Consider the following 13974-nt stretch of genomic DNA (forward strand, 5'->3'; position numbering starts at 1 on the left):
ATAACTACACACAACAATTAAAAAAAACTTATGAATACAGAAATTATAACAGACGGTAAACCCTTAGATCAAGCTAAAAAAGCCTTAATTATGATTCACGGTCGCGGTGCAGGTGCTCATGATATTCTCTCCATTGCAAAACATCTAAATGTAGAAAATTTTGCATTGGTTGCACCACAGGCAGAAAACAGAACATGGTATCCATATTCATTTTTAGTACCGCTTGAAGAGAACGAGCCTTCATTTTCAAAATCATTAGATGCAATTCATCAGGTTGTTATTGCGATCCAGCAAAACGGAATTGAAAAAGAGAATATTTATTTCCTTGGGTTTTCGCAGGGAGCTTGTCTTGCTTTAGAATTTACAGCCAGAAATGCTGCAAAATACGGTGGCGTTGTTGCTTTTACCGGCGGACTTATTGGCGATAAAGTGTATGAAGACCATTACTCAGGAAATTTCGAAGGCACTCCAATTTTCATCGGCACAAGCGATCCTGATTTTCATGTTCCTGTAGAAAGGGTAAATGAATCTGAAGCGCTTCTTAAAAAATTGGGCGCTAATGTTACCAAAAAAATCTACGAAAATATGGGCCATACCATAAGTCAGGACGAAGTTGATTTGGTCAACCAACTTATTTTTACAAAATAATGATTCAGATCACTAAAGTTTTCAGCGATGCAAATGGAGAAAGTCATTTTGAAGACTTCGAAGTTCCATTGAAAAACAACGGCGACATCGGATTTTTATCTGATGATGAACCTGTAAGATCAATTGTTTTTAGAGAAGTCTTACCTTCTTACGATTATGATTTTCATAATGCGCCAGACCGACAATATATTGTTTTACTGGATGGCGGTGTAGAAATCGAAACCTCATTAGGAGAAAAAAGAAGCTTTGAAACCGGGTCAATTTTGTTAGTTGAAGACACCAAAGGAAAAGGACATAAAACAAAGAATTTGGAGCCGAAACTTCGAAAATCAATATTTATAAAATTATAATTGCATACGGATTTAACCGCAAAGCACGCAAAGGTTTTTCTTATTAACCGTTAAGTTTGTCATTTCGACGAAGGAGAAATCACACTTGAGACTCTACAAAGTATTTCTCCAATCTTTGTCGATTACCGTGTGTGATTTCTCCTTCGTCGAAATGACATAAAATGAGAATAGATTATTTATAACTCCAGGATTGTCTAAAATCCTAGCGCACTTAGCGGTTAAAATAAAAAAAATAAAATGGAAAAAGAAACCGTAAGAATAGAGAATTTCAGTGATGCCGTATTTGCGATTGCAATTACGCTTTTGGTTCTGGATCTTCATGCTCCAAGTGCTGCTACTATAAAAAACGGAACTGAACTACTATCTTTTCTAAAAGGAGAATGGACAACGTATCTTGCCTTTACGCTTTCGTTTTTCAGCATTTTTATCATGTGGGTGAATCATCACAAGATTTTCAAGCAGATTTACAGCCGTAATACAGCTATAATGTTTGCAAACGGATTGATTCTTTTTCTGGTAACGGCAGTTTCATATCCTACGGCTTTATTAGCACGATTTTTTGACGGAGAAGCGTCGAATATTGCTGTAGCGATTTATACAGGAATATTTGTGCTTATCAATCTTTCGTATAATTTATTGTGGTTTATTGCAAGCCACAACAAAAAACTTTTACGTCCTGAAATCACAAATTCGGCAATAATTAAAATCCGAAATAATTACTTATATGGATTGCCGACTTACTTAATTGCATTCGGAATTTCATTTCAATATCCGACAATTGCTTTGGCGATCAGCATGCTTTTATTGGTTTTCTGGGCAGTTTCTTCTGGAAAAATAAAAATGATTCACGAGTAAATGAATCTAAAAATGTTTTTTTTTGATCCCTAATTTCTGCATTTTAGAAATTAGTGTTGTTCCGGGTAAGTCCAATAAAACTGCTGCACCTTGCGGACCCGAAATTCTTCCGTTGCATTTTTTAATTACTTTTAAAATATGTTCTCGCTCTATTTCCTGTAATGTTTTAGTATAAAATTCATTTTCAGAAACTGTAGATTCGGTTTTAAAAATCTCAGGAAAACTCATTTCTTTGATCGTTTCGTCTTTCGCAAACAAAATACTTCTTTCCACCATATTTTCCAGCTCGCGAACATTTCCCGGCCATGCATTTGCCGTCATGCTGTTCAATACTTTTTTAGAAAAACCTTTTATCTTTTTATTGATTTTATTCGAATGTTTTTCCAGGAAAAAATTCCCTAAAACTTCAATATCTTCTGCGCGGTCACGCAAAGGAGGAAGCGGAATCGGAAAAACATTCAATCGGTAATATAAATCACTTCTAAATCGGCCTTCGGCAACTTCTTTTTCTAGTAATCTGTTGGTTGCCGCAATTACACGAACATTAACTTTTATCGTGTTTTTGCCGCCTATTCTTTCTATTTCTTTTTCTTGGAGCACACGCAGCAGTTTTCCCTGCAGTTCTAAAGGCATCTCTCCTATTTCATCCAAAAAAATGGTGCTGTTTTCGGCTTGTTCAAATTTTCCAATTCTCGTTTCTAAAGCACCTGTAAAAGCTCCTTTTTCATGTCCGAATAATTCACTTTCAATCAGATTCTCCGGAATCGAAGCGCAATTTACTTTTACCATTTTTTTATTCGAAACCGATGATAAATTATGAATGGCGCTTGCTACGAGTTCTTTTCCCGTTCCTGTTTCTCCAGAAATCAAAACGGTAGATTGCGAAGAAGCAACCTGCGAAATCAATTCGTAAACATTCTGCATGGCATCGCTGTTTCCTACAATTCCATGAAAACCTTCGTTTTTAATTATAGGTGCTTCATTTTCTTCTGGCGGATTAATTTTCGATTTTGAAAGTACATCAATCTTACTTTCATATTCTTGGGTCAAAATAATATTTCTCACCGTAATAGAAAGCTGCATGGCAATTCCTATAATAACTCGGTTAGATTCCCTGCTGAACGTTTTAGCATTTTTGAAGAAAAGAAAAAGAACATTTCTGTTTCCTTTAATATAAGGAAGACAAATTCCTATTCCGCTTTTAAAACCTTTATTATTTGGTAAAGTAATAGGTTCTGGAATTTTTTTTCCGTTTAAAGCATTAAGATCAAAAACAACCGTATCAGCCGAATCCATACATAAATCAAAAAAACCATCTTTAATGATTAGTCCTTTTGACTTGGAATTTTTCTGCAAAAATTGATAGAAAATATGGTACTCGGTTTCATTCTCATCGGCAGAAGCCAGAATAAAATCATCAAAAGAAAATTCATCTTTTAAAACACTACTAATTACATGATCAAATTCTTCTTTCGTTAAAGCCTGAGAAAGTGCGCTGCAAATCGACGTAATTAACGTCTGTTCTCGCTCTCTTTCCTGCAGTCGGTTCATTAAAACTGCAGTTTGATCTGTCGGCTTTTCCATAAATAATAATTCATGTGGTATTTGGTAACAGGGTAAATTTAAGAAATAGCCCTAACTAAATTGCTATCGATTTTCTAAATAAAACAGGTTGGGATAATAAAATTACGATATATCGTAGTCACAAAGACAATACTTTAGCATTAAATCATTAACTTACAATACTTTAAGTTAAATGGAATATTATTTGGTTATTGTTTGACTGATAAAAATTTAACGGCTTTTTATTTCTTAATCTAGGTTAATCGATGCAGGACTATAACAGGCGTAAATTTGTAAAAGAAAATCAATAACAATTTAATACATATAAAAACCATGGAAAATAAAATTTTAGGCTTACACCATATTACTGCAATTGCAGGTGACGCTAAACGTAATTTCAACTTTTACTCAAACATATTAGGATTAAGATTCATCAAAAAAACGGTGAATTTTGACGATCCTGGAACGTACCATTTTTACTTTGGAGATGAAGTAGGAAGTGCCGGAACTATCTTAACTTTTTTCCCTTGGGGAGAAGGAATCCAACAAGGAAGAAAAGGATCTGGAATGGCAACTGAAATTGGTTATTCTGTTCCAAAAGGAAGTTTGGATTTCTGGCAGAAACGTTTTGAACAGTATAATGTAATTTACAATAAACCGGCTGAAAAATTTGGAGAAAAATATTTGACTTTCTTAGATCCAGACGGATTAAAATTAGAGTTAATCGAATCTAAAACAGACGATAACAGAAAACCTTGGGAAACCGATGAAGTAAAAGCAGATGTGGCTACAAGAGGTTTCCACAACATTACTTTGACTTTAAACAGTATAAAAGCAACAGCTGCAATCTTAACCGAAATATTTGGTTATAAATTGATTGACCAAGATGTAAACCGCTATCGTTATGCAACAGATGCTGTAGAAAATGCTGCCATTGTTGACTTAGTAGAATTGACTGATGAAAAACGCGGTCATGTAGCAAACGGATCTGTTCACCATGTAGCTTTCCGTGTTCAAAATGATGAAATATTAATGCACTTCCGTGAAAAAATCGAAGCTTACGGATTGTCTATTACGCCACAGATTGACAGAAATTATTTCCATTCTCTTTACTTTAGAGAACCGGGAGGAGTTTTATTTGAAATCGCTACAGAAAACCCTGGTTTTACAGTAGATGAAAGTTTAGAAGAATTGGGAAAAAACCTAAAACTTCCTGCACAATACGAAGGTGACAGAGCGGCTATCGAAGCGCATTTGGTGAAAATTAATTAATTTTAAACGTATACCCTGTTCTTAAAAGCTGTCTGTTTTGACAGCTTTTTTGTTTTATGGAATTGTTATCGCAACTTCAAAAAAATTAAACCGAAGAACTGCAACTTCCAATCATCTTGGAGTTTCTTTTGCTTTTATAAAAAAAATTCTTTAATACCGCTCATTATTCCCCAGCGACGCTAATTTATATTATTACTACATCAAAAATTGAATGCAACATGTTAATTTGACAACATTTCCGCAATATCATATAAGAAAACCTATTGCTATAATCTTAATTTTGAGCTCGTTAATGAACATAAAACAGTACAGCCATGGAAAATTTAAACAACTACCAAGAGAAGGATTTTAATAGATGTCCAATTCACAGTGAAATTTATGTAGCAAGCAATAATGATTTCATTTACAGAAAAGCTTATAAAGGAGACTGGGGACACTGGGACGATTTGCCTGAAAGTGCATCTTCTAATCAGACTTCTTATGACTTGATGGAAAATAAAAATATGTAATAAAAGCAATGTTGCTTTTATTACATATTTTTATTTTATCCTGGATTTACAATCCTAATTTTATGCCTTTCTTCCGTACATTAATATTCTTTTAAAAGAATAAATTGCTGGAAGCTTAGGAAATTCTATCGCTATTCTGTGTTTATATATTTTAATAAAAAGCCTTGCCTGTTCGCTTTCCAATCGCTCTATGTAAGGAATTAAAGCAGACCCTGAAATAAAATCATATAGCGTATCATGGTCTTTTGCAATTATGGGATACACTTTTTGCATAATCTGAATATCTTCAAGACCGCCATCAAAAAGCATTTGTGCGTATTCATCAATACTCAGAACCGGTGAATCTCTTTTATATCCTTTGAAATAAGTTTTAAAAGGTTCTTCCTCTATTAACTCTGATAAAATTTTATTAAGCTTATTTTCTGGCTGTACCGGCATTTGTACTGCAAATTGTCCTTTAGAATTAACAATTTCTAATAATTTTGGAAATAATATTTCATGATTATCAGACCATTGCAAAGCTGCGTTACTAAAAATCAAATCCCATTTTTCTACTGACAACAGCATATCTTCTGTTGTTGCTCTTCGAAAATGTAAATTTTCAGTTTCCAAAGATTTTGACTGCTCCTGCATTTCAGCAGAAGAATCGATACCAATAAAATTCGCATCTTTAAATTTATTGGCTAGAATTGCGGTCTGTTCTCCGGTACCGCAACCTAAATCAATAGCTATCATCCCTTTTACTGGCTGAATGAATGCTGCCAAATCATAAAAAGGTTGATAGCGAATGTTTTTAAATTTATTATAAATCTCTGGATTCCATGGCATATTAAAGTATTTTGGTTAAATCAAAATATATAATCCGTACTCAAAAAGTTAGAATCATGATCTCTTACAATCGAATTAAACAGCTTTTTATTGGCATCTGTAGCTTTAGTAGCAACAAGTGAACGAATTGAAAAAGAGCGCAATGCATCTGATATTGACAAAGTTCCTTCTGCGCTGTCCTTTCTTCCGGTAAACGGAAAAACGTCTGGTCCACGTTGTGACTGGCAGTTAATATTTACTCTGCTTACTAAATTCACAAACGGATCGATTAAGCTTGCTACTTCTTTCGGATCTTCACTAAAAATACTTACCTGCATACCGTGTGAAGCATTGATTTGATATTCTATAGGTTCATCAATAGAATCAAAAGGCACAATTGGTATAATTGGACCAAATTGTTCTTCATGATACAATTTCATTTTATCATTTACAGGATAAACAACGGCCGGAAACACGAATGAATTATTAGTATAACCACCATTTTCGTTTATTATTTTGGCTCCATTTGATAATGCATCATCCAAACAACTTTTAAGATAATCTGGTTTATCAAATTCAGGAAGCGGTGTGATTTTCACATCTTTATCCCAAGGAAGTCCCGGTTTTAGAGTCGCCACAGCCTCACTTAATTTTTGTACAAACTCATCTGCTACTTCTTTCTGTACAAAAATCAATTTTAATGCCGTACAACGTTGTCCATTAAAAGATAGTGCACCCAGCAGACACTCATTTACTGCAACACTTAGATCTGCGTGCTTCGTTACGATCGCTGCATTTTTTGCATCAAGACTTAATATTGATCTTAATCTATTTGCTTTTGGATGTAATTTTTTAAGGCCATTTGCTACTTTACTCGACCCAATAAAAGCCAGCACATTTACTTTACCGCTTTCCATTAATGGCGAAATAATTTCTGCACCTCTGCCGTAAAGCGTGTTTACAGTTCCAGGAGGAAATGCTTCTTTAAAGGCATTAAGCAAAGGATAATGTGCCAAGACACCATGTTTAGGCAATTTAAATAAAATGGTATTCCCCATTATTAGTGCGGGAATTAATGTGGTAAAAATTTCATTAAGTGGGTAATTAAAAGGACCCATACTAAGAACAACACCTAATGAAGATCGCCTAATCTGAGCCAAAACTCCTTCTGATTCTTCAAATCTGGAAGACTGTCTGTCTAAATCTTTTAAAGCATCTATTGTAGCGTTGATATATTCTACTGTTCGATCAAATTCTTTAGTTGAGTCGGGAAGGCTTTTTCCAATTTCCCACATCAGCAATTTAATAACGGGTTCGCGCTGCTGAATCATTAGGTATACAAATTTCTGCATACATTTAATTCTGTCTTCAACACTCATTGTTGGCCATATCCCTTGTCCGTCGTTGTAAGCTTCTACTGCTGCATCCAGCGATTCTAATGCTTCTTTAGCAGTAGTATGCGGTATTGTACCTACCAGTTTGCGTTTAAGTCCATCTGCACCTGGAACAAAAATCGGAGAAAATACTTCCGTTACTTCACCATTCCAAGGAACTAATTGACCATTTAGCAGGTATTCCCGCTGATGAATTTCTAAAATCTTATATTCTTGAGGAATAAGATTTTCTTCTATAAACAGACTATCGATAGCTGTTAAGGATGCTTTTAAATTTTCCATATGCAATTATTTAATCTTGTAACTTTCAAAAAAAATTGTTGTCTTATTTTATTTTGCTAATTTTCCACATTAGATTCCAGATATTAAATGATGGCAACATTATTTGTATTAAGGCAATTTTGAGTTTCTTATAAAAATACGAAAACTTCATCTGCTGAATAAATTTGCTTTTCTCTAAAATCGATTGATAAATGATATTGATACATTTGTACCTTTATATAAAATAGTTTCAGTTAAACTTACTCAATCAACACCTTTAAACACCAGACAAAACCACAATTTTATTTTGCTGGCGTATTTTATTCAAGTTACTTATTTTTTAAATGCAAACGACATAAATTCTAAAATTGATAATAAAATAATCAAGAAATAAAATTGAACAATGAAACAGGCAATTGTCAATGCTATTGTGCACACAGGAAATGAAATAATTAATAACGGCGCAGTGATCATTGAAAACGGAATCATTATTTCGGTACAAAAAGAAATTCCAAATGATATTGAAACCATCGATTTACAAGGAAAACATATTGCATCTGGATTTGTAGACATTCAGATAAATGGAGGAGAAAAACACTATTTTAGTCAAAATCCTACCGAAGAAACGATTCAGGATATTTACGATTCTAGCCTTAAATATGGTACAACATATATGCTTCCTTGTTTGATATCTTCTTCAAATGAAACGATTCTTAAAGGAATTGAAGCAATCCGTCATTATCGAGAAAAATATAACAATGGCGTTATCGGAATGCATTTAGAAGGTCCGTTTTTGAATCCGTTAAAACGAGGGGCACACAGCATCGATCAGGTTCGTAAACCTACGAATGCAGAACTTGAAGAGATTATCAGACTCGGGAAAGATGTTATAAAAGTAATCACAATTGCTCCCGAATGTTTTACAGACGAACAGTTGCAGATGTTGTTAGAAAGCGACATCATTATTTCTATCGGACATTCGACTATTACACATAAACAAGCTCAGGTTTATTTTTCGAAAGGCGTAAAACTCGTCACTCATTTATTTAATGCGATGACACAGTTTGGTCATCGTGAACCAGGCTTGGTTGGAGCTGTTTTTGAAAATGAAAATGTATATGCTCCCGTTATTTTAGATGGTGCACATTGTGACTATGCGGCTGCAAAAGTTGCATATAAACTCAAACACGAAAAATTCTTTTTAATAAGCGATGCTACATTTCTAGGCCGAAAAGTCGACAGCTTTCAATGGGATAATTTTGATGCCCATTTAGAAAATGGCTTTTACAGAAACAAAGATGGTAATTTGGCTGGAGCCACTATATCAATGTTAGAAGCGGTTCAAAATGCGTATAATCATTTAGATGTTTCTGTAGATGAAGCTATAAAAATGGCAACTTCAAATGTTGCAAACGCAATTGGTTTAGAAAATAAAATAGGAAAAATAAAATCTGGATTTCCTGCAAGTTTTGTGAAATTTAATGATGATTTGTCTGAAATAGAAACATTTATTTTTTCAAACAAATAAATAATTTGATAATGAAACTTGAGCTTTCAATAGCATAAAAGTCAGTTTTAATACAATAATACTCAAATAATTAATTCTTATTTGAGCTAAATCTTTCTTTTAAAGTTTTATTTTTATATCTTGATTCTATTATAAATTTCAATTACAAACCAAAAAGAATGCTTGAAAACTTTCCTTTTTATTTAGGCCTTTTAATAATTATTTTATTGCTGATAATGCTTGCCAATAAAATAAAAGTAGCTTATCCTGTACTGCTTGTATTGGCAGGACTTGCTATAAGTTTTATTCCTGGCGTACCTGTTATAAACATCGAACCCGAACTTATATTCTTTATTTTCCTGCCTCCATTACTATATGAAGCAGCCTGGACAGTTTCTTGGAAAGAATTATGGCGCTGGCGCCGCATTATTACAAGTTTTGCATTTGTCGTTGTTTTTCTGTCGGCATTATCTGTAGCTTTAGTAGCCAATTATCTTATTCCTGGATTTTCATTAGCATTAGGTTTTGTACTTGGTGGAATCGTTTCTCCTCCAGATGCAGTAAGTGCTGGCGCTATTTTAAAATTTGTAAAAGTACCCAAAACAATTTCGTCAATTTTAGAGGGAGAAAGCTTATTGAATGACGCTTCATCGTTGATTATTTTCAGATTTGCAATGATCGCAGTTGCAACAGAACAATTTTTATTTTATAAAGCCGCGGCGAGTTTCAGCTGGATGATTTTTGGCGGCGTAGGCATTGGCTTATTAATTGGATGGCTTTTTATGAAAGCGCATAAATATCTGCCTACTGATGCTAATGCAGATATCGTTTTGTCACTTCTTACACCCTATATAATCTATCTCGCTGCGGAAGAAATTCACAGCTCTGGTGTATTAGCAGTCGTAAGCGGCGGATTGTTATTATCGAATAACAGACATCGTTTTTTGAACAGCAGATCTCGTCTGCAGGGAATCAATGTTTGGGAAAGTTTTTGTTTTATTTTAAATGGATTGGTTTTCATGCTGATCGGATTAGATTTGCCGCAAATTACAAGAGGGCTTGAAGAAGTAAATATTAGTCTTCCAACAGCAATTGGATATGGTGTTATAATAACAGCAGTTTTAATCGTAGGCCGAATATTATCGTCTTATGGCGCGGTAGTAGTTACATTGATTGCCAGAAATTTTATTACTGTTGCTGACAGCAGAAATCCTGGTTTGAAAACGCCCTTTATTTTGGGCTGGACCGGAATGAGAGGTGTGGTTTCATTGGCCGCAGCTTTATCAATTCCAGTTTATCTCAACAATGGCAACGGTTTCCCACAGCGTAATTTAATCTTATTTATAACCTTTATTGTTATTCTGCTGACTTTACTGATTCAAGGATTGACATTGCCTTATTTCATTAAAAAAATAAAACTGACAGATATTTACGATCCTATTCCTCGAGATGAAGCTGCTAATAACATTAAACAAGAGCTTACTGCTTACACTTTAAATTATTTGAAAACAAATTACAGCGAGCAGGTTAAGAGCAATAATTCGTTACAGCATCTTATTCAGAAATGGGAACATCGCAATAATGGTGTTGATGACGAGTCTATAGGAACAGATCTTAAAGATATTTATCTTGATTTATTAGTACAGCAGAGGCAGTGGCTTATAAATAAAAATAAGGAAGATAAAACTTTAGACGAGTCAATTATAAGACGGCAAATGCATTATTTAGATATCGAAGAAGAAAAACTGCGCTATATCTAAAAATGTTTTATTCTAATAAGAATTATCCATTTCATTCAATAAAATGGATAATTCTTAAATTTGAAAATTTATAAGTATCGGTTAATAATATTTTCGAAAAGTTCTTGTTTACCGCTTTTCAATTCTATTTCCTCGTTTTCTTGAGCAATTGCGTACAGATCTTTAAAGTTTAATTTTCCTTCCTCAAATTCTTTTCCCTTGCCAGTATCAAAAGAACTATAACGCTGTTGTCGCAAACTTTCATAAGGCGAAGAGGTAATAATCTTATCAGCGGTGAGTAATGCTCTTGCAAAAGTATCTGCTCCACCAATATGAGCCAAAAAGATATCTTCAATATCTGTAGAATTTCTTCTAATTTTTGCATCAAAATTTACTCCACCGCCCTGAATCCCGCCAGCTTTAAGAAAAACCAGCATAGCCTCTGTAACTTCATATACATTATTAGGGAATTGACTTGTATCCCAGCCATTATGATAGTCTCCTCGATTTGCATCAATACTGCCGAGCATTCCGGCTTTTGAAGCCACTTCAAGTTCATGAGCAAATGTATGCTGTGCCAGTGTAGCGTGATTTACTTCAATATTTAATTTGAAATCTTTTTCAAGTCCGTATTCACGCAAAAAGCCAATTGTCGTTGCACAGTCAAAATCATATTGATGTTTTAAAGGTTCCATAGGTTTTGGTTCTATTAAAAAATTTCCTTTAAAACCTTGTTCTTTAGCATAATCACGCGCCTGAGCAAGAAATTGTCCTAAGTGGTCCAATTCTCTTTTCATATCTGTATTAAGGAGCGTCATGTAACCTTCTCTTCCTCCCCAAAAAATATAATTTTCTCCGTCTAAAGCAATGGTCGCATCCATCGCTAACTTAACTTGTCCTGCGGCTCTGGCCAATACTTTAAAATCAGGATTTGTTGCAGCGCCATTCATATAACGCGGATTTGAAAAACAATTGGCAGTTCCCCAAAGAACTTTTATGCCAGAAGAATCCATTTTCTCCTTTAAATACGTTGTCATTGTACTCAATCGAAGTTCTGACTGTGTAAAACTTTGACCTTCCTGAACCAAGTCGTAGTCATGAAAGCAAAAATAATCAAAGCCCATTTTACTGATAAATTCAAATGCTGCATCTGCTCTTTTCTTTGCCGCCTGAATAGGTTCTCTGAATTCGTTCCATGCAAATTGGTGTGTTCCTTGTCCAAAAAGATCTGAACCGTTTCCGCCAAAGCTGGGCCAATATGAAATTGCAAATTTAAAATGCTCTCTCATTGTTTTACCAGCAACTACTTGATCTGGATTATAATATCGAAACGCTAAAGGATTATCGGAATCTTTTCCTTCATAATTAATTTTTCCTATTCCTTTGTAATACTCCTTATCTCCCCAAACATCACTCATCTTAATAATTTTTAACCTATTTTTTATTTTTTTTGAGGCCAAAGATATACTTTAACCTAGCATATGAAAAGTTAAAATTTGGTTGAAAATAAAAAATTTGTTGGAATTCGGCATTAAATAAAAAATCAAATATTTGCTTTGATTTATCTGATGAGAAGAAGGGTTTCGATTAAAAATTGAATTTTTATTCCTCTGCCGGCACGAGTTGATCTTCAATAAATTTTCCTGTATTGATATTCCCAATTTCATCCTCCCATTGTGTAACTACATTTTCAATAAGTTCTGGTTCGAATCCTATTACCTTCATAACTTGATTGCCAAATTCTTGTCGTACTTTTTGTCCTGTTTTAAACATGATTTCTTTTATTTAAATATTATTAAAAAATTTATGTGTTATCATTTGAATGAAGTAAAATTAAATTTATTGATCTGTATTATTTTATATCATTATCTGCTCAATTTATATGATTTAGCAGTATTGAAATCAGCTGGTTAAACTTTCAATTTTGCAAAATACTGCGATCATTATATAAATACATACTCCTGAAAATTCCATAACTTTAAACATTATACACTTATACAATAAAGTTATTATGAGCGACATTGCCAGACGTTTTCCCGAGAATCCATTGCTGATGCCAAAAGATCTAAAAGCCAGCAGTACAGAACTTCAAATTATAAGCCTTTTAAATCCTGGTGTTTTTGTTTTTGAAAATAAGACTTGGCTGTTGGTCAGAGTAGCAGAATCGATAGCTCAAAAAGAAGGTGTTATTTTTTTTCCTGTCATTAATGCATTGGGTAAAGTAGAAATTATTGAAATTCCCTTGAATGACCCAGATCTTGTGGCGAATGACCCGCGAGTAATTAAATATAAAGGGTTGGACTACCTGACCACACTTTCGCATCTTAGATTGCTTTGCAGTGATGACGGCAGAAAATTCTATGAGCCAGAGCATGATGCATTATTAATGGGTTCTGGGATTTTAGAACAATTTGGTATAGAAGACTGCAGGGTCAGTAAATTAGAAGACACTTATTACCTTACTTATACGGCAGTTTCTGAAAACGGTGTTGGTGTTGGACTTAGAACTACTAAAAACTGGAAAAGCTTTGAAAATAAAGGAATGATTTTCCCACCTCATAATAAAGACTGTGCTATTTTTGAAGAATTGGTAAACGGAAAATTCTATGCCTTGCATCGTCCTTCCAGCCCAGAAATTGGAGGGAATTTTATTTGGCTTTCTGAATCACCAGATGGCATTCATTGGGGAAATCACAAATGTATTATAAAAACACGACAAGGACTTTGGGACAGCGCGAGAGTTGGTGCTGGAGCTGCGCCAATTAAAACAGATAAAGGTTGGCTCGAAATTTATCACGGAGCAAATGCTGAACATCAATATTGTCTTGGCGCCTTTTTGATGGATCTCGAAGATCCATCTAAAGTTCTTGCCCGCACATTAGAACCTATTATGCTTCCGCAGGAAAATTATGAATTGAGCGGTTTCTTTGGTTATGTCGTTTTCACAAATGGACACGTTGTAAATGGTGATAAATTGACTATTTACTATGGAGCTGCTGATGAATTTGTCTGCGGGGCCGATTTTTCTATAAATGAAATACTTTCTTATTTAGAAGTTTAAATACAATT

At 34.1% G+C, this 13974-nt stretch carries 13 protein-coding genes; 8 read left to right on the forward strand and 5 right to left on the reverse strand.

Translation table 11 applies throughout. The features are described from left to right. Positions 1 to 30: 30 nt before the first annotated feature. The 3 genes from IRZ83_RS13535 (at position 31) to IRZ83_RS13545 (ending at position 1853) form a co-directional block, all read left to right on the forward strand. A complete protein-coding gene (locus IRZ83_RS13535) occupies positions 31 to 648 on the forward strand; it encodes an alpha/beta hydrolase (protein WP_194569492.1) in 618 nt (205 codons plus the stop codon). Beyond that, entirely contained in the window at positions 648 to 998 is a 351-nt protein-coding gene (locus IRZ83_RS13540) for a hypothetical protein (RefSeq protein ID WP_194569494.1), read from the forward strand. The genes IRZ83_RS13535 and IRZ83_RS13540 overlap by 1 nt, the downstream gene beginning before the upstream one ends. Positions 999 to 1235: 237 nt before the next feature. Next, entirely contained in the window at positions 1236 to 1853 is a 618-nt protein-coding gene (locus IRZ83_RS13545) for a TMEM175 family protein (protein ID WP_194569497.1), read from the forward strand. 6 nt (positions 1854 to 1859) lie between these two features. Here IRZ83_RS13545 and IRZ83_RS13550 read toward each other — a convergent pair whose 3' ends face one another. After that, positions 1860 to 3437, reverse strand: coding sequence for a sigma-54 interaction domain-containing protein (locus tag IRZ83_RS13550; protein ID WP_194569499.1), 1578 nt, complete (start codon positions 3435 to 3437; stop codon positions 1860 to 1862). A 312-nt stretch (positions 3438 to 3749) separates the two neighbouring features. On the opposite strand from IRZ83_RS13550, the gene IRZ83_RS13555 reads away from it, so the two are divergent. Then, positions 3750 to 4688 carry a ring-cleaving dioxygenase gene (locus tag IRZ83_RS13555; RefSeq protein WP_194569501.1) on the forward strand — a complete coding sequence of 313 codons (939 nt, stop codon included), beginning with the start codon at positions 3750 to 3752 and terminating at the stop codon, positions 4686 to 4688. 314 nt (positions 4689 to 5002) lie between these two features. Further along, positions 5003 to 5197: a hypothetical protein gene (locus IRZ83_RS13560; protein ID WP_194569503.1), complete on the forward strand. Its 195-nt coding sequence runs from the start codon at positions 5003 to 5005 to the stop codon at positions 5195 to 5197. A 60-nt stretch (positions 5198 to 5257) separates the two neighbouring features. On the opposite strand, the gene IRZ83_RS13565 is transcribed toward IRZ83_RS13560, so the two are convergent. Together IRZ83_RS13565 and IRZ83_RS13570 are read right to left on the reverse strand one after the other, a co-directional pair. Beyond that, positions 5258 to 6025: a methyltransferase domain-containing protein gene (locus IRZ83_RS13565; RefSeq protein WP_194569505.1), complete on the reverse strand. Its 768-nt coding sequence runs from the start codon at positions 6023 to 6025 to the stop codon at positions 5258 to 5260. Between the two features lie 20 nt (positions 6026 to 6045). Beyond that, positions 6046 to 7680 (reverse strand): NADP-dependent glyceraldehyde-3-phosphate dehydrogenase, encoded by a 1635-nt coding sequence (locus tag IRZ83_RS13570; protein ID WP_194569507.1) that lies wholly within the window; start codon positions 7678 to 7680, stop codon positions 6046 to 6048. A gap of 382 nt (positions 7681 to 8062) precedes the next feature. Here IRZ83_RS13570 and nagA point away from each other — a divergent pair, with 382 nt between their 5' ends. Together nagA and IRZ83_RS13580 are read left to right on the forward strand one after the other, a co-directional pair. Then, positions 8063 to 9187 (forward strand): N-acetylglucosamine-6-phosphate deacetylase, encoded by a 1125-nt coding sequence (nagA, locus tag IRZ83_RS13575; protein WP_194569509.1) that lies wholly within the window; start codon positions 8063 to 8065, stop codon positions 9185 to 9187. A gap of 158 nt (positions 9188 to 9345) precedes the next feature. Continuing rightward, positions 9346 to 10926 carry a Na+/H+ antiporter gene (locus tag IRZ83_RS13580; protein ID WP_029272488.1) on the forward strand — a complete coding sequence of 527 codons (1581 nt, stop codon included), beginning with the start codon at positions 9346 to 9348 and terminating at the stop codon, positions 10924 to 10926. A gap of 68 nt (positions 10927 to 10994) precedes the next feature. On the opposite strand, the gene xylA is transcribed toward IRZ83_RS13580, so the two are convergent. Further along, entirely contained in the window at positions 10995 to 12323 is a 1329-nt protein-coding gene (gene xylA / locus IRZ83_RS13585; RefSeq protein ID WP_194569512.1) for a xylose isomerase, read from the reverse strand. Positions 12324 to 12507: 184 nt separating this feature from the next. Further along, the gene (locus IRZ83_RS13590; protein WP_194569514.1) at positions 12508 to 12678 is read right to left on the reverse strand and encodes a hypothetical protein; all 171 of its coding nucleotides are present in this window, start codon (positions 12676 to 12678) and stop codon (positions 12508 to 12510) included. Positions 12679 to 12916: 238 nt separating this feature from the next. On the opposite strand from IRZ83_RS13590, the gene IRZ83_RS13595 reads away from it, so the two are divergent. Then, complete coding sequence (locus IRZ83_RS13595) at positions 12917 to 13966, forward strand: glycoside hydrolase family 130 protein (RefSeq protein ID WP_194569516.1); 1050 nt, start codon at positions 12917 to 12919, stop codon at positions 13964 to 13966. Positions 13967 to 13974 lie beyond the last annotated feature (8 nt).

Source organism: Flavobacterium sp. JLP (assembly GCF_015350755.1).
Taxonomy (GTDB): Bacteria; Bacteroidota; Bacteroidia; order Flavobacteriales; family Flavobacteriaceae; genus Flavobacterium.